17 protein-coding genes and 1 riboswitch are annotated in these 19,815 nt (G+C 46.9%); all 17 genes read left to right on the plus strand.

Annotated elements, in window-relative coordinates; genetic code table 11:
• Positions 1-57 precede the first annotated feature (57 nt).
• Positions 58-1,158, plus strand: a complete 1,101-nt coding sequence (gene spoVE, locus AC1RRX_RS06610) for a stage V sporulation protein E (RefSeq protein ID WP_003154430.1) — start codon at positions 58-60, stop codon at positions 1,156-1,158.
• A gap of 116 nt (positions 1,159-1,274) precedes the next feature.
• Positions 1,275-2,366, plus strand: coding sequence for an undecaprenyldiphospho-muramoylpentapeptide beta-N-acetylglucosaminyltransferase (gene murG, locus AC1RRX_RS06615; protein WP_144463965.1), 1,092 nt, complete (start codon positions 1,275-1,277; stop codon positions 2,364-2,366).
• A gap of 25 nt (positions 2,367-2,391) precedes the next feature.
• Positions 2,392-3,303 carry a UDP-N-acetylmuramate dehydrogenase gene (murB, locus tag AC1RRX_RS06620; protein ID WP_007409709.1) on the plus strand — a complete coding sequence of 304 codons (912 nt, stop codon included), beginning with the start codon at positions 2,392-2,394 and terminating at the stop codon, positions 3,301-3,303.
• A gap of 128 nt (positions 3,304-3,431) precedes the next feature.
• Positions 3,432-4,220 carry a cell division protein FtsQ/DivIB gene (locus AC1RRX_RS06625; RefSeq protein ID WP_020955788.1) on the plus strand — a complete coding sequence of 263 codons (789 nt, stop codon included), beginning with the start codon at positions 3,432-3,434 and terminating at the stop codon, positions 4,218-4,220.
• A gap of 549 nt (positions 4,221-4,769) precedes the next feature.
• Positions 4,770-6,083 (plus strand): cell division protein FtsA, encoded by a 1,314-nt coding sequence (gene ftsA, locus AC1RRX_RS06630; protein ID WP_003154425.1) that lies wholly within the window; start codon positions 4,770-4,772, stop codon positions 6,081-6,083.
• 35 nt (positions 6,084-6,118) lie between these two features.
• Positions 6,119-7,267: a cell division protein FtsZ gene (gene ftsZ / locus AC1RRX_RS06635; RefSeq protein ID WP_003154424.1), complete on the plus strand. Its 1,149-nt coding sequence runs from the start codon at positions 6,119-6,121 to the stop codon at positions 7,265-7,267.
• A 273-nt stretch (positions 7,268-7,540) separates the two neighbouring features.
• Positions 7,541-11,836 (plus strand): S8 family peptidase, encoded by a 4,296-nt coding sequence (locus AC1RRX_RS06640; RefSeq protein ID WP_144463964.1) that lies wholly within the window; start codon positions 7,541-7,543, stop codon positions 11,834-11,836.
• Between the two features lie 216 nt (positions 11,837-12,052).
• On the plus strand, positions 12,053-12,982 hold the full coding sequence (gene spoIIGA, locus AC1RRX_RS06645) for a sigma-E processing peptidase SpoIIGA (RefSeq protein ID WP_042635174.1): 930 nt from the start codon (positions 12,053-12,055) through the stop codon (positions 12,980-12,982).
• Positions 12,983-13,039: 57 nt separating this feature from the next.
• The gene (gene sigE, locus AC1RRX_RS06650; RefSeq protein ID WP_007409714.1) at positions 13,040-13,759 is read left to right on the plus strand and encodes an RNA polymerase sporulation sigma factor SigE; all 720 of its coding nucleotides are present in this window, start codon (positions 13,040-13,042) and stop codon (positions 13,757-13,759) included.
• Positions 13,760-13,899: 140 nt separating this feature from the next.
• A complete protein-coding gene (gene sigG, locus AC1RRX_RS06655) occupies positions 13,900-14,682 on the plus strand; it encodes an RNA polymerase sporulation sigma factor SigG (RefSeq protein ID WP_003154420.1) in 783 nt (260 codons plus the stop codon).
• 128 nt (positions 14,683-14,810) lie between these two features.
• On the plus strand, positions 14,811-15,608 hold the full coding sequence (locus tag AC1RRX_RS06660; protein WP_021493715.1) for an ABC transporter ATP-binding protein: 798 nt from the start codon (positions 14,811-14,813) through the stop codon (positions 15,606-15,608).
• Between the two features lie 4 nt (positions 15,609-15,612).
• Positions 15,613-15,717: riboswitch (TPP riboswitch) on the plus strand.
• Between the two features lie 76 nt (positions 15,718-15,793).
• Entirely contained in the window at positions 15,794-17,074 is a 1,281-nt protein-coding gene (locus AC1RRX_RS06665) for an acetylornithine deacetylase (RefSeq protein ID WP_144463963.1), read from the plus strand.
• Positions 17,075-17,134: 60 nt separating this feature from the next.
• The gene (locus tag AC1RRX_RS06670) at positions 17,135-17,386 is read left to right on the plus strand and encodes a YlmC/YmxH family sporulation protein (protein WP_003154415.1); all 252 of its coding nucleotides are present in this window, start codon (positions 17,135-17,137) and stop codon (positions 17,384-17,386) included.
• 154 nt (positions 17,387-17,540) lie between these two features.
• Positions 17,541-18,377 carry a peptidoglycan editing factor PgeF gene (gene pgeF / locus AC1RRX_RS06675; RefSeq protein ID WP_260854630.1) on the plus strand — a complete coding sequence of 279 codons (837 nt, stop codon included), beginning with the start codon at positions 17,541-17,543 and terminating at the stop codon, positions 18,375-18,377.
• A gap of 4 nt (positions 18,378-18,381) precedes the next feature.
• Positions 18,382-19,074, plus strand: a complete 693-nt coding sequence (locus AC1RRX_RS06680) for a YggS family pyridoxal phosphate-dependent enzyme (RefSeq protein WP_012117511.1) — start codon at positions 18,382-18,384, stop codon at positions 19,072-19,074.
• Positions 19,071-19,529: a cell division protein SepF gene (gene sepF, locus AC1RRX_RS06685; RefSeq protein WP_007409719.1), complete on the plus strand. Its 459-nt coding sequence runs from the start codon at positions 19,071-19,073 to the stop codon at positions 19,527-19,529. Before AC1RRX_RS06680 ends, sepF begins: the two co-directional genes overlap by 4 nt.
• Before the next feature lie 6 nt (positions 19,530-19,535).
• Entirely contained in the window at positions 19,536-19,814 is a 279-nt protein-coding gene (locus AC1RRX_RS06690) for a YggT family protein (protein WP_003154408.1), read from the plus strand.
• Position 19,815 lies beyond the last annotated feature (1 nt).

Raw genomic sequence — 19,815 nt, forward strand, 5'->3', positions numbered from 1 at the left:
GGCTTGTCTCTGTTCATCGGCAGCCCTAAATGACTTATGCTTGGGGTGTCGATTGCTTTGACTACTAAAAAAACAGCGCCTGATTTGTTATTAGTTATCATTACGTTATTGCTTTTAACAATAGGATTAATTATGGTCTACAGTGCAAGTGCGGTATGGGCGGATTATAAATTTGACGACTCGTTTTTCTTCGCGAAACGGCAGCTGCTGTTTGCGGGGATCGGCGTCATTGCCATGTTTTTCATTATGAATGTGGATTATTGGACATGGCGCACATGGTCGAAGCTGCTTCTGATCATTTGTTTTTTTCTGCTTGTGCTTGTGCTGATTCCGGGAGTCGGAATGGTGCGGAACGGTTCAAGAAGCTGGATCGGAGTGGGAGCGTTCAGCATTCAGCCTTCGGAGTTTATGAAACTCGCGATGATTGCGTTTCTGGCTAAATTTCTTTCTGAAAAACAGAAGAATATTACGTCATTCAGACGCGGATTCGTTCCCGCGCTCGGAATCGTGTTTTCTGCATTTATTATTATTATGTGCCAGCCAGACCTGGGAACGGGGACGGTAATGGTGGGCACGTGCATCGTGATGATTTTTGTTTCCGGTGCGCGAATCGCTCATTTTGCGTTCCTCGGACTCATCGGTTTAAGCGGATTTGCGGCACTAGTTCTGTCCGCTCCTTATCGGATTAAACGGATTACCTCTTACTTAAACCCGTGGGAGGATCCGCTTGGAAGCGGATTTCAGATCATTCAGTCGCTCTATGCCGTAGGTCCGGGCGGTCTGTTCGGGATGGGGCTCGGTCAAAGCCGGCAAAAGTTTTTTTACCTGCCGGAGCCGCAAACCGATTTCATTTTTGCTATTTTATCTGAGGAACTCGGCTTTATCGGCGGTTCGCTCATATTGCTGCTGTTCAGTATTTTATTATGGCGGGGCGTCAGGATTGCCCTCGGCGCGCCGGATTTATACGGAAGCTTTGTCGCCATCGGTATTATTTCTATGATAGCTATTCAAGTCATGATTAATATCGGCGTTGTGACGGGGCTGATCCCGGTAACAGGAATTACGCTGCCGTTTTTAAGCTACGGAGGCTCATCACTGACGCTGATGCTCGCAGCGGTCGGCGTACTTTTAAATGTCAGTCGGTACTCGAGGTATTGATCTGTATCTTGCCTCATCACTCATGATTTATTCGTTATCTATAAAAAAACAGACAACATCAATAACCCTGTCCTAAAAAACAGGGTTATCGCTATGTGATTAAGGGGGACATACGAATGCGTATTGCAGTAAGCGGAGGCGGAACCGGAGGACATATTTATCCGGCCCTGGCCTTTATTAAAGAAGTTCAGCGCCGGCATCCGGATGTGGAATTTTTGTATATCGGAACAGAGAACGGTCTTGAGAAAAAAATTGTTGAACGGGAAAATATCCCGTTCCGCGCCATTGAAATTACAGGTTTCAAACGAAAACTTTCTTTTGAAAATGTAAAAACCGTCATGCGTTTCTTAAAAGGCGTGAAGAAAAGCAAATCATATTTAAAAGAGTTTAAACCGGATGCCGTTATCGGTACAGGCGGCTATGTATGCGGTCCGGTTGTATACGCGGCGGCAAAAATGGGAATTCCGACGATCATTCATGAGCAAAACAGCCTGCCCGGCATCACAAATAAGTTTCTCTCGAAATATGTTAATAAGGTAGCAATTTGCTTTGAAGAGGCAAAATCGCATTTTCCTGCTGAAAAAGTTGTGTTTACGGGAAACCCGAGAGCCTCTGAAGTCGTCTCAATTAAGACAGGCCGCTCATTAACTGAGTTCGGGCTGAAAGACAATCAAAAAACGGTGCTCATTTTCGGCGGAAGCAGAGGCGCGGCTCCCATTAACCGTGCCGTTATAGATATGCAGGAAGAATTGAAAACGAGACCTTACCAAGTGCTTTATATTACCGGGGAAGTGCATTACGAGAAGGTAACGGCTGAGCTGAAAGGCGGAAAAGCCGCTGATAATATGGTGACAAAACCGTTTTTGCACCAAATGCCGGAGTACTTACAATCAATTGATGTCATTGTGGCCAGAGCCGGAGCGACGACGATTGCGGAAATCACCGCTCTCGGCATTCCGAGCGTGCTTATTCCGAGCCCGTATGTGACAGCCAATCACCAGGAAGTCAATGCGAAGGCGCTCAGCCAGCATGACGCTGCAATCGTACTGAAGGAAACCGAGCTCACCGGAGAAAAACTGATCGTTGCGCTGGACAAAATCGTCATGAATGAAGAAACCTTAAAAGACATGAGTGAGCGGACAAAATCACTCGGTGTTCCGGATGCGGCAGCCAGACTGTACAGTATCATGGAAGACATAAAAAAATAGAGCAAATGGAATGCGGAGGTTTATGATGGAGAACGTAATTCAGGAATTAAGAGACCGCGAAGTCGGCAAAGTGCTGGAACAAGAACCGCTCGCGAACCATACAACGATGAAAATCGGCGGTCCGGCGGACATTTTAATCATCCCCAACCGTGTGGAAGCGGTCAAAGATATTATGGATATTGTGAAGAAACATGATCTGCCATGGACGGTTATCGGACGCGGTTCAAATCTGCTCGTGCTTGATGAAGGCATAAGAGGAGTTGTCATCAAGCTGGGAGCGGGTCTGGATCATTTGGAGATTGACGGTGATCAGGTGACGGTCGGAGGCGGCTATTCGGTCGTCCGGCTTGCGACTTCCATGAGTAAAAAAGGAATGTCCGGTCTCGAATTTGCAGCGGGCATTCCTGGATCAATCGGCGGAGCCGTCTATATGAATGCCGGGGCGCACGGATCTGATATGAGTGAGATTCTTGTGAAAGCCCGTATCTTATTTGAAGACGGCACAATCGAATGGCTGACAAACGAAGAGATGGATTTCAGCTACAGAACGTCTGTTTTGCAGAAAAAACGCCCCGGCGTCTGTCTCGAGGCAGTTCTTCAGCTTGAGCAAAAGGAACGGGAAGCCATTACGGCGCAAATGCAGCAGAACAAAGATTACAGAAAAAACACTCAGCCGTATTCAAGCCCATGCGCCGGGAGCATATTCAGAAATCCGCTGCCGGATCATGCCGGAAACCTCGTTGAAAAAGCGGGATTAAAAGGACATCAGATCGGCGGAGCAAAAGTGTCCGAAATGCACGGGAATTTTATCGTCAATGCCGGCGGAGCGACTGCCAAGGACGTTCTCGACCTGATTGAATATGTGAAAAAGACAATCCGTGAGCAGTATGATGTTGACATGCATACAGAAGTTGAAATCATCGGAGGGAATCGTTAAAAGGTTCTCTGATTACGTGAGCTCATGTGATATACTTTTAACAAATGTCAAACGGCATCACAGCATGCCGTTTGTTTTTCAATCAGACGAATGTCAAGCTGTTTCATTCTTAGTGAGGTGGACAGGCAGTGAACCCAAATCATGAAAGAGAAAAAATTGTAAATATTGAAGAGCGGATTCCGAAAATCAAAGAGCAGCGGAAGCAAAAAGCAAACCGCCGGCTGATTTCATTCATTGTGCTCTTTTTTATGATGGTGCTGATCATCGTGTACTTGCAGATGCCGATCAGCAAAGTGTCTTCTGTCACCGTTTCCGGAAACGAAAACGTGTCTGTAAAAGAGATCAACGCGCTTTCTGATATACATAACGGACAAACCGAGTTCTGGAGTCTGAACAAGAAAAAAACAGAAGAAAAGATTGAGCAGAATAAGCTGGTGAAAAAGGCGGAACTTTCAAAAGTATTTCCTAACAAAGTCAGCATTCACATTGAAGAATACAAGACGATCGCGTATCTGCAGCGGCATGATGTGTATTATGAAGTGCTCGAAAACGGCACTGTGCTGCCGAACGAAGTCACGCCGGATGACGCGGGCCCGATTTTGGTTGACTGGACAAACGCGAAAAAGCGGGTCAAAATGGCGGAGCAGCTTGATAAGCTTTCCGGTTCGCTTAAGCAGTCGATTTCTGAAATCTATTATACACCGGTAAAAATGGATCAGGACCGGATCAAGCTGTATATGAACGACGGGTATGTAGTTACCGCTTCTATTAAAACGTTTGCCGGCCGGATGAAGACCTATCCATCTATCGTTTCCCAGCTGGACGGCGGGAAAAAGGGGATTATCCACTTAGAAGTCGCTACGTATTTTGAAGAATTTAACAAAGGTAAATCCGGCAAGAAAAAAGAAAATGATTAATAGTTCTAAAGAACTAATTTCAAGGTGATTCAAAAGAATCTATTACAATCAGCGGGGCAGCCGATATAACCGATAGCGGAATCATTATGACTATGTTTGTTTTTGCCCGGGATATGGCTGCCGGACAAGCGGAAAATTCTCAATGCAATGGGCGTGTCTTCTGCAATGAGCATTGCATTTGGAATTTTCCTCCTGTTTCTTCTTTTTTCGGATGTTTCTGGCAATATCTATAGCTTTTCTGGAGGTTCATCTTAGTGTAGACTAATGGAAAGCGGGTATATTTGCATCTGGTTTGCACAGTATGGCACCGTGACAGGAAATCTTACGGTAAGGTGGGCCGTCTCTAAAAAAAATAAAAAAAATACGATATAAAAGAGGATATACATAGAATATAACGAATAGTTTCATTAAACATAAATTGTGAGAAATCAGATAAGAATTTGTTGATGCTGTTGTTTTTGTTACACACTTGTAAAGCCACATTCATTGTATTGTTGTTCCGCAAATAATAGAATAGAATTTGATCGAAATGTGAGGAGGTGCCATAGAATGAACAACAATGAACTTTACGTCAGTCTTGACATCGGTACGTCCAATACAAAAGTGATCGTCGGAGAAATGACAGATGATTCCCTTAACATTATCGGAGTGGGAAATGTACCGTCTGAAGGGTTGAAAAAAGGCTCAATCGTTGATATAGATGAAACCGTTCATTCTATAAGAAAAGCGTTTGACCAAGCTGAAAGAATGGTAGGTTTTCCGCTGAAAAAAGCCATTGTCGGCGTTAATGGAAATTATATTCATATTCAAGATACGAACGGCGTTGTCGCTGTTTCCAGTGAAAACAAAGAAATTCACGTTGAAGACGTCCGCAGGGTAATGGAAGCGGCACAGGTCGTGTCAGTTCCGCATGAGCAGCTGATCGTAGACGTCGTTCCGAAACAGTTTATCGTTGACGGAAGAGACGAAATTACCGATCCGAAAAAAATGCTCGGCGTGCGCCTGGAAGTAGAAGGCACGCTGATTACCGGCTCCAAAACGATCTTACATAATTTACTTCGCTGTGTGGAGAGAGCGGGCGTTGAAATTACTGATATTTGCCTGCAGCCGCTTGCGGCCGGTTCGGCGGCTTTGTCAAAAGACGAAAAAAACCTCGGAGTCGCCATGATTGATATCGGCGGCGGCTCGACGACGGTGGCGGTATTTGAACAGGGGCACCTGAAGGAGACAGCCGTCATTCCGCTCGGAGGCGAAAACATCACGAAAGATGTATCGATCGGATTGCGCACTTCCACCGAAGAGGCTGAAAGAGTAAAAAAACAATTCGGACATGCATTCTACGATGAGGCTTCAGAAGATGAAGTATTTGAAGTCACCGTCATAGGAACGAATCAAAAGCAATCTTTTACACAGCAGGAAATTGCCAATATTATTGAAGCAAGAGTGGAAGAGATTCTTGAGATTGCCGCAGCCGAAATTGAGCATATGGGAATTACAGATCTGCCCGGCGGCTTTGTGCTGACCGGCGGACAGGCCGCAATGCCCGGAGTGCTTTCATTGGCACAGGAAGTGCTGAGGCACAATGTAAGGGTCGCAAGCCCGAATTATATCGGTGTAAGGGACCCTCAGTATATGACGGGTGTCGGCTTGATACAATTTGCCTGCCGAAATGCCAGAATTCAGGGAAGAAAAATAGGCTTTCATATGCCGGAAGAAGCCGTGCAGGAAATCGCGGTCTCTCACGAAGAAGAACATCATCAGCGGCCAGAGGCGCAGCAGCGTCCAAAAGCAAAACAAAAAACACAAGCCGAACACAACAAACCGAGCAAAATGAAAAAACTATTAAGCATGTTTTGGGAATAGATTGATAGTCATTCGGCAGATTAGGAGGATTTAGCATGTTGGATTTCGAAACAAACATAGACGGCTTAGCATCAATTAAAGTAATCGGAGTAGGAGGCGGCGGTAATAACGCGGTCAACCGAATGATTGAAAATGAAGTGCAGGGTGTAGAGTACATTGCGGTAAACACGGACGCGCAAGCTCTTAACCTGTCAAAAGCGGAAGTGAAAATGCAGATCGGGGAAAAGCTGACCCGCGGTCTCGGAGCGGGAGCGAATCCGGAAGTCGGCAAAAAAGCCGCTGAAGAAAGTAAGGAACAAATCGAAGAAGCGCTAAAAGGTGCTGACATGGTGTTCGTTACAGCCGGAATGGGAGGCGGTACCGGAACGGGAGCCGCACCGGTTATCGCGCAAATCGCAAAGGACTTAGGCGCTTTGACTGTCGGTGTCGTAACAAGACCGTTTACATTTGAAGGAAGAAAACGTCAGCTGCAGGCTGCAGGCGGTATCACGGCAATGAAAGAAGCCGTTGACACACTGATCGTTATTCCGAATGACCGCATTCTTGAAATCGTCGATAAAAACACACCGATGCTTGAAGCATTCCGTGAAGCTGATAACGTGCTTCGCCAAGGGGTGCAAGGTATCTCTGACCTCATCGCGACGCCTGGTTTAATCAACTTGGACTTTGCCGATGTCAAAACCATCATGTCCAACAAAGGTTCAGCATTGATGGGTATCGGGATCGCTACGGGCGAAAGCCGTGCTGCTGAAGCCGCCAAAAAGGCGATCTCCAGTCCGTTACTGGAAGCGGCAATCGACGGAGCGCAAGGTGTTTTGATGAACATTACGGGAGGTACAAACCTGAGCCTCTACGAAGTGCAGGAAGCAGCCGACATCGTCGCTTCTGCATCCGACCCTGATGTCAACATGATTTTCGGTTCAGTTATCAATGAAAATCTGAAAGATGAAATCGTCGTCACCGTTATTGCGACCGGTTTTATCGAACAGGAAAAAGATGACTCAAAACCGCAGCGTCCGACTTTAAACCAAGGATTGAAGTCTCAAAGCCAAAACGCTGCGAAACGTGAGCCGAAACGAGAAGAAACACAGCATCAAAACACGGTGAACCGCCATACATCACAGCCGGCGGATGATGCCCTCGACATTCCTACATTTTTAAGAAACCGCAACAAACGCGGCTGATGTAAAAAAGGACAAGACCACATGGTTTTGTCCTTTTTCTTTTTTGTGTACAGTCTTCCTTCCTATCCCCATGATCTATACAGTGAAAAAAGAAACTTTATACCTATGACGAATTGATTGTTTTTTAGTTTCATACGGCTTTCTACAGAATGCGACAATATCTGGATGGAAGATTGTCTACATTTAACGTACAGCATCGAAATGACAAACGATTCCAATTATGAAGGAGGGATACACATTTTATAGGGCGTTACCAAATAAGGGGGGATACGATTGAAGAAAAAAACAAGAAACAGATGGACAGGCTCCGTTTTAAGCGCGATTGTCGTCAGTTCCCTGTTGTTTCCGGGTGCAGCCGGAGCGAACAGCACACCGGGGGCAGTTTCTTTCACCAAAGATCTTTCTTCCTCTAAGAGCATTCAGCATAAGATTTCCGATTCAGTCAAGAAGCGTTTTGAAAAAAATGATAAAGTCACGTTTCTTATCAAATTTAAAGAGAAAGCCAATACGAAAAAAGCGGTCAAAGAAGCAGAAAAAAACGCCAAGTCTCAATCGCTTTCCGCAGCAAAAACCGAATATCAAAAGCGGTCAGCCGTCGTTTCTTCTTTAAAACTGGCGGCTCATGATGCGCAGCAGAATCTGAAAACATATTTGGAAAAACAAAAAAAGAAAGGCAAGGCTGATCACATCCATTCCTATTATATTGTTAACGGAATGGCAGTCACTGCTTCGAAAGAGGTAATGGAAAAAGCCGCCTCATTTCCTGAAGTAGAAAAAGTTCTTCCGAATGAAAAACGTCAGCTTACTCAACGACAATCAAAAGCTCCTTTTCAAATGAAGAAAAAACAAAAAGAGATCAAAGCAAAGGAAGGCATCGAATGGAATATCAGCCAAATTGATGCGCCGCAGGCCTGGGCTTCAGGATACGACGGAACCGGCACGGTTGTCGCTTCCATTGATACGGGAGTTCAGTGGGATCATCCGGCGCTTAAAGAAAAATACCGGGGTTACGATCCTGAAAATCCCGCAGCGCCGAATCATGAAATGAACTGGTATGATGCCGTGTCCCATAAAGACGCTCCCTACGATGATCTTGAACACGGCACTCATGTAACAGGGACCATGACGGGTTCAGAACCTGACGGCTCAAATCAAATCGGTGTGGCTCCGGGGGCAAAATGGATCGCAGTAAAAGCATTTTCAGATGACGGAGGAACTGATGCCGATATTTTGGATGCCGGTGAATGGGTGCTCGCGCCTAAAGATAAAAACGGCACGCCGCATCCCGAGATGGCGCCGGATGTTGTCAATAATTCCTGGGCAGGCGGTTCGGGAATGGACGAGTGGTACCGCGATATGGTGAATGCGTGGAGAGCGGCAGGGATTTTTCCGGAATTCTCTGCGGGAAATGAAGACTTATTTACACCGGGAGGACCGGGTTCAATCGCAAACCCGGCCAATTATCCTGAAGCATTTGCGACAGGTGCGACTGACATCGACAAGAAACTCGCTGATTTCTCACTTCAAGGCCCCTCACCGTATCATGAAACAAAACCGGACATTTCGGCTCCGGGAGTGAATATCCGTTCTTCGATTCCTGGAGGAACATACGAAGGCGGCTGGGACGGAACTTCAATGGCCGGGCCGCATGTGGCGGCGACGGCGGCTTTGTTAAGGCAGGCGAACGCCTCTATTACGGTCGATGAAATGGAAGACGTTTTGACGCGCACCGCCGAAAAGCTGACAGATTCCGTTTTTCCGGAATCACCGAATAACGGTTACGGCCACGGTCTCGTTAACGCTTTTGATGCCGTTTCTGCCGTAACGGACGGAATCGGAGGCGTAGAAGGCAAGGTCTCTTCTGCGGGCGAAGATCACAATCCGCCCAGCTTTCACCATGAACCGGTCTCAGCGGCTTACAAAGGGGCAAACCTTCCGTTAACGGTTACAGCAGAAGACGATGTAAGTGTAACTGAAGTCAGCCTTTCCTATCAGTTTGATGAAGGAAAGTGGAAAACGACAGCCGCCGTTCAAAAAAGCGGTGATGAAAAAAAGGGAACATACCAGGCGGAGATTCCGGATGTAACGGGAAGCAAGGTAAGTTATAAATGGACCATAAAAGATTTCGGAGGTCATTCTGTAGAATCTGATACGTACCGGGCTGACGTGAAACCGAGCATTACGGCGGGATACAAAGAGGATTTTGAATCACAGCCGGCGGGCTGGTCCAGTTACGGGACACACGACCAATGGGAATGGGGTATCCCGAGTTCAGGGCCCGGCGCCGCATTTTCCGGAGATAAAGTGTATGCGACGAATCTGTCCGGCCCTTATGCCGATTCAGCCAACATGAATTTGGTGATGCCTCCGATTCAAGTTCCGGAAACAGGACGGCTGTTTTTGCAATTTAAAAGCTGGCACAAGCTCGAAGAATTTTTTGATTACGGGTATGTGTTCGTTCTTCCGGAAGGAAAATCAAATTGGGAGCAGGCGGCCGTTTACAATGGTGACTCCGCAGGATGGAACGATGAAGAGGCAGATTTATCTGCGTATAAAGGCCAAAACATAAAGCTCATGTTTAATATGCAGTCAGACGAAGTACTCAATGAAGACGGATGGTATATCGATGATGTCCGGCTTTCAAGCAGCCCTCTCGGCAAGGCGGCTAAAAAAAGTAAACACAATAGACAAACACCTCCCGGCCACCTGAAGAAAAAAGCAGTCAGTCCGAAACAGGCCAAACCGGCAGTGAAATCACCCGGAAAAAGAGTAAAACGTGAAACAAACCTCCTCCCTCTCAGAGCGCAAATCAGTGTCGCCGAGACGGGGAAATCCGTATATTCCGACCCTGTTAGCGGAAGCTACAGCCTGTCGCATAAGGCGGGAAGCTATACGCTGAAAGCCGAGGCTTACGGATTTAAGTCCGCTTCGAAACAAGTTTCTATTCAATCAGACAAAACCGCACAGGCAGACTTTACACTGGAGCAAATGCCGTCCGGCACGCTAAAAGGAACCATCACCAATCAGTCAACAGGCGAACCGGTAAAAGGGGCTGCGCTTTATGTGGCCGAGGATGCCGCAATTGAACCGGCGGTGACAAACGATAAAGGGGAATATTCGCTTAAGGCGTACGAAGGCTCCTACACAATCAAAGTAGCGGCAAAAGGCTTTTACAATAGCGAATTTTCCGTTGACATCAAAGGAGATGCTGAAAAAAACGTCAAGCTTAAGCCGTATATCGGTTATGAAGGGGAAATTGCCTATGATAACGGAACGGAAGAAGCCGCGCTGTCATATTTTAAAGCCGGCAGCAAATCTGCCGTTAAGATGACGCTCAAAGACGGAAAAGAACACGGTATGCTGACGGGAGGCCTTTTTAAATTTTGGGGCGCCGACTGGCCTGATCCGGGCGGTACCGAATTTCAAGCAGAAGTATATGATGCATCCGGCCCTGATGGAGCTCCGGGCAGCAAAATTGCCGGCCCGTTCCAAGCTGAAGCGCTTCGAAACGGCGAATGGACCAAAGTGGATCTCAGCTCAAAAGGAATCGCGGTCGGAAAGGATTTTTATCTTGTGTTCCGCCAGACGAAACCCGATCCTTATACACCTGCCCTGTCATCTGATGACGGCAGTCCGTACTCGAACAGAAACTGGCAATACCTCGACGGCCGCTGGTCTAAAACCGATAAATCAGACGGAAACTTTATGATCAGGGCTTTGGTCGACTACGAAGCTTCTGTGCCTGACATAACGTCGCCTGAAGACCGGTCATTTACAAACAAGAGGTCAATCACGGTGAAAGGAACGGCTTCACCAAAAACCGCTGTCCGTCTTACCAATAACGGTAAAACCGCCGCAGAAACGAAAGCAGATGCAGACGGCAATTTCCAGGCCGGCGTCACACTCACTGAAGATGCCAATCGGCTGACGGCGGCATCTGTGACAGACAGCGGGTCAACCGATGAGTCACGCCCTGTCACGGTCATACTGGATGAGGATAAGCCGGATGTGACGATTGACAGTCCGGCAAACGGTGATAAAACAAATAAAGAAGCAGTGACCGTAAAAGGAAAAGTGCACGACGCCCATTTAGAATGGGTAAAGGTGAACGGAAAAAAAGCTGAAGTAAATAACGGTTCTTATCAAGCGAGAACCCTTCTGGAAAACGGCAGCAATGAGATCAAGGTCACGGCCTCAGATGAAGCGGGTAACAAAACAACGAAAAAGACGGTAATCGATGTCAATTACAATGCTCCCGTCATTTCCGGATTGGTTCCCGGAGCGGATAAGGAATTAAAAGCCGGAGAATCAGTGAAAATCGCTTTTTCAAGCGGAAAGAAATTAGACGCTTCCTTCGTTATCCGTCTGCCTCTGACAAACGCCCGGGCTGGGAGCCAAAACGCAACAGAGCTTCCGCTGAGAGAAATTTCTCCGGGACGATATGAGGGTTACTGGACGGCGACCTCTTCCATCAAAGCAAGCGGAGCAAAAATTGACGTTATCGCAAGAGATGACTACGGAAATGAAACGAGACAGACGGCTAAAGGGAAACTTTATATCAATGAGTAAAAACAGAGCGCTGCCAGATCACGGCAGCGCTTTTTTAGTTGAAACGGACAATAGGAAAGCAACCCTTTCGGCCCTCGACAAATAAAACGGTTATCCCTTAAAAATTGTACTTTACCCTCAACATTAATTGACAGACTTTCCCACAGAGCTTGCTTTATACTTATGAAACAAGAGAGAGAAACAGATAAGTAAGACAAAAGAGGAAAGGGGTCAGATGTGAAAATCTATCTGGATGTCATTTGGCTGTTGAACTTTTGTTTTGATTCTCTTTTGCTTTTATTGACCGCCTTTATTTTAAAACGCCAGGTGAAAAAAAGAAGAGTGGCCGCCGGCGGTTTCATCGGGTCAGCCATTGTGCTTCTGATGTTTACGCCTGTTTCTCCCTTTGTGGAGCATCCGGCGGGAAAAATGGCGTTTTCAGTAGTCATCGTGCTTGCGGCTTTTGGCTTTAAACGGTTCCGATACTTTTTTCAAAATTTGTTCGCCTTTTATTTCGCGACTTTTCTCGTCGGCGGGGGAATGATCGGCGTACATTCCCTGCTGCAGACAGAATCAATTGTGCAGCAAGGGGTAATGGTCACAAGCCAGACCGGATTCGGCGACCCGATCAGCTGGATGTTTGTAGTTATCGGATTTCCGGCCATATGGTTTTTCTCGAAAAAGAGAATTGAAGACATCGAGACGAAGTCCATTCAGTACGATGAACTTGTCATGGTGCAGGCGGAATTCAGCGGACAGACAATCCGCGCGAAAGGATTGGTGGATTCCGGGAATCAGCTGTATGATCCGCTGACGAAAACGCCGGTCATGATCCTTCACATTGACAAATTCGCTCTGATTCTCAGCGAAAAGGAAACGGACCTCATCAAATCCGCCAGCCCGCTTGAAGTGATAGAGCAGCTTGATGATTCGTTCCGCCATGCGGATAAGCTGAGGCTGATTCCATACAGGGGCGTCGGCCAGGACAATCAATTTTTACTCTGTTTAAAGCCGGATTACGTCACGATTTTAACAAAAGACGAAATGATCGCTTGTGAAAAATGCCTGATCGGCATCAGCACGAAACCATTATCCGCGGACGGTGAATTTGACGGAATCGTTCATCCGAAGATGCTGACAGGGAAGGCTGTAAAACATGTTTCCTGACGAAAAGTCTGTTATTCATCATACTCAAAACGCGTTGTATTTAGAAGGGGGAGGAAGATGAAAAAACTTAAGCTGCGTCTGACATATTTGTGGTATAAATGGCTGATGAAACTCGGACTGAAAAGCGATGAAGTGTATTACATAGGAGGAAGCGAGGCGCTGCCGCCGCCTTTGTCTAAAGAAGAGGAGCAGGTGCTCTTATTAAAGCTGCCGAGCGGGGATCAGGCGGCGCGGGCCATCCTGATTGAGAGAAACTTACGTCTTGTCGTTTACATTGCCCGCAAATTCGAAAATACCGGCATCAACATCGAGGACTTAATCAGCATCGGCACCATCGGTTTGATCAAAGCGGTAAACACTTTTAATCCGGAAAAGAAAATCAAACTCGCCACCTACGCGTCGCGATGTATCGAAAACGAAATTTTAATGTACTTGCGCCGAAACAATAAAATCCGTTCAGAGGTGTCCTTTGATGAACCGCTGAATATTGATTGGGACGGAAACGAGCTGCTGCTTTCGGATGTGCTCGGCACAGATGATGATATTATTACAAAAGACATTGAAGCCAATGTGGATAAAAAACTTTTGAAAAAAGCGCTTGAGCAATTAAACGAAAGAGAAAAGCAGATTATGGAACTGCGTTTCGGGCTTGTCGGAGAAGAAGAAAAAACTCAAAAAGATGTAGCCGACATGATGGGGATTTCACAATCTTATATCTCCCGGCTCGAAAAGCGGATTATCAAAAGACTGAGAAAAGAGTTTAACAAAATGGTGTAAAATTTTTTCCATCTGACAGCCCTTACTGCCGCAAGGATTGCCGTCGCCGGATGTTTATTTCTGTAAAATGGCGGTGCATATTTTTCCCACCCGAGGAGATACTTAACGTTGTACAGCAGCTCCTAGTGGGAGGGAAAAACGTGTCAAGAAATAAAGTCGAAATTTGCGGGGTGGATACCTCCAAATTACCGGTGCTCAAGAATGAAGAGATGAGAAAGCTGTTTAGGCAATTACAGGATGAGGGCGATGATTCAGCGAGGGAAAAGCTTGTAAACGGCAATCTGCGCCTTGTCTTAAGCGTCATTCAGAGGTTTAACAACAGAGGAGAGTATGTTGATGACTTATTTCAGGTCGGCTGCATCGGACTAATGAAATCCATTGATAATTTTGACCTAAGCCATAATGTTAAGTTTTCAACATACGCTGTACCGATGATCATCGGAGAAATCCGCAGATATTTGCGGGATAACAATCCGATCCGCGTCTCGAGGTCGCTTCGCGATATCGCATATAAAGCGCTTCAAGTAAGAGAGCGGTTAATCAGTGAGACAAGCAGGGAGCCGACAGCAGAGGAAATCGCCAAAGTTCTTGAAGTGCCCCATGAAGAAATTGTGTTTGCCCTTGACGCCATCCAGGATCCGGTTTCACTGTTTGAGCCGATTTATAATGACGGCGGCGATCCGATTTACGTGATGGACCAGATCAGCGATGAGCGCAATAAGGATACACAATGGATTGAGGAGCTGGCTCTGAAAGAAGGCATGAGAAGACTGAACGAACGGGAAAAAATGATTTTGCGAAAGCGCTTTTTCCAAGGGAAAACCCAAATGGAAGTCGCTGAAGAAATCGGCATATCCCAAGCTCAGGTCTCAAGGCTTGAAAAGGCAGCCATTAAACAAATGAATAAGAATATCCATCAATAACGGAAAAAGCCTTTAAACCTTGTTTAAAGGCTTTTTTCATGCGATGGTTTACGTTTGCAAAAAAGTGATGTATTCTAATGTGTAAAAGTTTTTAGAAAATTTAAATAAAGTAAACGGGGGAAACTGCAATGATTTTACAGCTGGACAGTGTGTCATTAAAAAGAAACGGGAAATGGATTTTGAAAGATATTAACTGGCGCGTCGAGAAAAACGAAAATTGGGTGCTGTACGGATTAAACGGAGCCGGAAAAACGGCTTTGCTGAATATGTTATGCTCTTATTACTTCCCCACTTCAGGAGAGATGCAGGTGCTCGGCCATCAATTCGGCAAAACTGAGCTCGGTGACAGGCTCAGAAGGAAAATCGGCCTTGTTTCGGCAGGTCTTCAGCACAAATTATATGCCGCGGACTCCGCTTTTGAAATCGCCCTCAGCGGCGCGTACGCCTCAATCGGGCTGTACGAAACTCCAAGTGAGCAGGTAAGGGAAAAAGCGATCGGTCTTCTGAAGGATTTGGGCGCCATCAGTTACGCCGACAGACGCTATGAAACATTATCACAAGGGGAAAGACAAAGAGCGCTGATTGCGCGGGCGCTTATGGCTGATCCGGAACTGCTGATTTTGGACGAACCCGTGACGGGTCTTGATTTTATGGCAAGGGAGCAGCTGCTGGACACGATTACGTCGATCGCCGAAAAAGAAAATGCGCCGTCCATCCTTTATGTCACCCATCACGCTGAAGAAATTCTGCCGGTATTTGATCAGGCGCTGCTTTTAAAACAGGGCGAGGTGTTCGCCTCCGGGAAAATCAGGGACATGCTTTCTGACGAGCGGCTTACAGCGTTTTTCGATATGCCTGTCAATGTCTTATGGAACAATGGCCGCCCGTTTTTAACACGTGCAAAAGAGGCATCATCCGTAAAATAACATAAATTCACCCTGGGGGTGCTGCCATGCGGCTGAGAGAGACGTTGTCTCAACCCTTAAAGGACCTGATCCGGATCATGCCGGCGGAGGGAAGCGGTGAAAAAAGCGGAGGAAGATCCGTTTTTTACCCGTTTCATTTCATGAATGAAACGGTTTTTTTGATACAGCCAAAGGGGAGATTTCTAATGCATCAGATTGATATGCTGTTACACCAGGCGGAAAAACGGCGGAATGACTTCATACATATTGCTGAAAGGTTGATAGCCTTTCCGACTCCGGCCCCGCCAGCAAGAAATACGGCAGAAGCCCAAAAGTGGGTGGCCGGCTTTTTAAAAGAAACGGGCTGCTCGGTCGATATGTGGGATGTGTATCCGGAAGATCCGAATGTAGTCGGTGTTTTAAAAGGGACAGATTCAAGCAGGCATCAAAGCCTGATTTTAAACGGACACATTGATGTGGCAGAAGCCGGGGGCGAAGACTGGCACTCTGACCCGTTTCAGCCGATCGTAAAAGACGGCATGCTGATCGGAAGGGGCGCCGCTGATATGAAAGGGGGGTTGGCGTGTGTTCTTTTCTCTCTGAAGCTGATCCATGATGCCGGCATTGAGCTTCCGGGCGACCTCATTGTACAGTCTGTAATCGGAGAAGAAGTCGGTGAGGCGGGGACGCTGGAATGCTGCAAACGCGGCTATCACGCGGATTTTGCCGTTGTCGCGGATACGAGCAGCCTGCATATTCAAGGGCAGGGCGGAGTCATCACCGGCTGGATAGAATTGAAAAGCAAACAAACATTTCATGACGGCATGAGGCGCAATATGATTCATGCGGGCGGAGGCACATTCGGAGCGAGCGCCATCGAAAAAATGGCGAAAATCATCACTGCCTTGGGAGAGCTGGAGCGCCACTGGGCGGTAACGAAAAGCTACCCCGGCTTTGCGCCCGGCACCAATACGATCAACCCTGCCGTCATTGAAGGCGGAAGACACGCAGCGTTTGTCGCCGATGAATGCCGGTTATGGATCACCGTCCACTTTTATCCGAACGAAACGCACGAACAAGCAGCCGCAGAAATCGAAGACTATATTAATCGTGTCGCTGACAGTGATCTGTGGCTCAAAGAAAACAGGCCGGTGTTCAAATGGGGCGGATCTTCGATGATTGAAGACAGAGGAGAGGTGTTCCCGGCGCTGGAAATCGACCCGGATCATCCGGCAGTTTCTGTCTTGGCTGCATCACACTCAGCCGTCAGAAAACAGGAGCCCGTCATTGATGTTTCCCAAACCGTAACTGACGGAGGGTGGCTTTATCATGCCGGGATTCCGAGCGTCATATACGGTCCCGGCGATTTAAAAAACGCCCACTCCGTAAACGAGGAAGTGTCCGTTGATGAGCTTATGGACTATACGAAAATTATGCTGAGATTTATCCTCGGCTGGTGCAGCCGCAAAAAAGATTGCCCGATGTGACAAGGTTCAGCCCGGCCGTTCATATAATAGGAAAAAGAACGGGCAAAGGGCGTGATACGGATGATCAGCATATCTGAATTTCAAATAAAAGATGTGGTAAACGTGTCGAACGGAAAAAAACTCGGGAGCATCGGTGATATTGATATTAACGTGACAACGGGAAAAATTCAGGCGATTATTTTAGGCGGCAGCGGAAAAGTTCTCGGTTTTTTCGGAAAAGAAGAGGAAATGATCATTCCTTGGCGAAATATAGTTAAAATTGGGGAAGATGTCATCTTAGTGCGTGTAAACGAACCAAAGGGGGGAGCGTAATCCTCCCTTTACTTGTAAAAAGCCGGAAATCTCAATGTTTCCGGCACATTTATTTATCTCATTTTTCAATCAGCCGCTAAACGTATGCTTAAAATTGTGTTAAAATGAGTGGGAAATTACGCTTTTTTAATGTTTGTCGAAAGGTTGGATCTCCATGAATACATATCACCCGTTTAGTCTTACCACCCCCTCGGCACTCATGATAGAAGACTGGAACTGTGTGAATCAGCTTAACACAAAGGTCATCGCCGGATTCACGACGAAAAACGGCGGGGTCAGCAATCCTCCGTATGAGTCATTAAATACCGGATTGCACGTCCGGGACGAAGCTCATGATGTTGTGACAAACCGTGAAGTCATAGCGTCCTTATGCGGTACTGATCTGGATTCCTGGGTGTTCGCCGACCAGACACATGAAAACCGCGTCCGGCGCGTGACAGCCGGGGATAAAGGAAAAGGAGCGAGAGACTATTCTTCCGCATTCCGCGGGACGGACGGGCTCTACACGAAAGATGCGAATCTTTTTTTGGCCCTTTGTTTTGCGGACTGTGTGCCCTTGTATTTTTATGACCCGGTGAAATCCATTATCGGCGCTGCCCATGCCGGATGGAAGGGGACGGTCAAACAAATCGGACGCATCATGACGGAACGCTGGGTAAACGAAGAAGGCTCCCGTTTAACAGATATTCAGGCTGTCATCGGTCCGTCCATCAGCGCGGGAAGCTATACAGTCAACGACCGCGTCATCAATGAAGTGCGGGCGCTGCCTTTTACGGCTGAATCCGCCATATGCGAAACGGAAAAAGGCCAGTATCAGCTTGATTTAAAAGAGGTCAACCGTCTTCTTCTGATACATTGCGGCATTCCGGAAGAAAACATTTCAGTCAGCGGTTTATGCACCGAACGAGAGCGTGAACTATTCTTTTCACACCGCCGCGACAAAGGGAAAACGGGACGCATGATGTCCTTTATCGGAATGAAGGAGGCGTAAGATCTTGCGTGTTGCTGATCAATTACGACATATAAACGAAAGAATAAACGAAGCATGTAACAGATCGGGCCGAAGCCCCGAAGATGTTACCGTCATCGCGGTTACAAAATACGTATCAGCTGAAAGGGCTCAAGAGGCCGTTGATGCCGGTATTACAAGTCTGGGAGAAAACCGGGATGCCGAGCTTATCCATAAGCAGGAAGTCATCAAAGGCAGCCCGGAGTGGCACTTTATCGGCAGTCTTCAGTCCAGAAAGGTGAAGGCCGTCGTTGACCGTGTATCTTATATTCATTCCTTAGACAGACTGTCATTGGCAAAAGAGATTGAAAAACGGGCGCAGCATGCGGTTCGCTGTTTTGTGCAGGTGAATACTTCGCTTGAGCCGTCTAAGCACGGTTTGAAAACAGAGGAGGTCATCCCCTTTATCAGAGAGCTTTCTGAGTTTAGAAACATTTCTGTAGAGGGCCTGATGACGATGGCTCCCCTGACAGACGATACAGAAACGATCAGAGCCTGCTTCCGGCAATTGCGTGATCTGAGGGATCAGGTGCAAAAACTGAATCAGACAAACGCACCGTGCCGGGAACTGTCAATGGGCATGTCAAATGATTATGAAATCGCTGTTGAAGAGGGCGCAACTTTTATCAGAATCGGCTCTTCATTAGTCGGAAATGAACCGGGGGGTGTAAACAAATGAGCATGAAAAATAAACTGAAAAACTTTTTCTCAATGGATGAGGAGGAGTACGAGTACGAATACATTGAAACGGAGCAGGATCATCCGGAAGAGCATGAACAGCAGAAAGATAAACAGCCTGCTTACGCTCAGAAGCCGCAGGGCAAGCAGAACGTAGTAAGCTTGCAAAGTGTTCAGAAATCCTCTAAAGTGGTGTTGAGTGAACCGCGTGTATATGCGGAAGCGCAGGAAATCGCCGATCATTTAAAGAACAGGCGGGCGGTTGTCGTCAATCTGCAGCGCATCCAGCATGATCAGGCGAAAAGAATCGTCGACTTTTTAAGCGGTACCGTCTACGCCATCGGCGGCGACATTCAGAGAATCGGTTCAGATATTTTTCTGTGCACGCCTGATAATGTCGACGTTTCCGGCACGATTTCGGAGCTTATAAATGAAGACGAACATCAGAGGTGGTAAAGCAGGATGATTCTTTATCAAATTTTTTCCGTTCTGAGTTATTTAATTTACATCTACTCGTTTGCCTTGATCATCTATATCTTTATGTCATGGGTGCCGAGTACGAGAGAAACGGCGGTCGGACGGTTTCTCGCAGCGATTTGCGAACCGTATTTAGAGCCGTTCAGAAGGATCATTCCGCCCATTGCCATGCTGGATATATCCCCGATTGTAGCGATTATCGTGCTTCGGTTTGCCACGACGGGACTTTGGGGCCTATACCGCATGATCGCAATGTATACTTGAA

The sequence above is a fragment of the Bacillus sp. GW821-FHT11D08 genome (genome assembly GCF_058808515.1).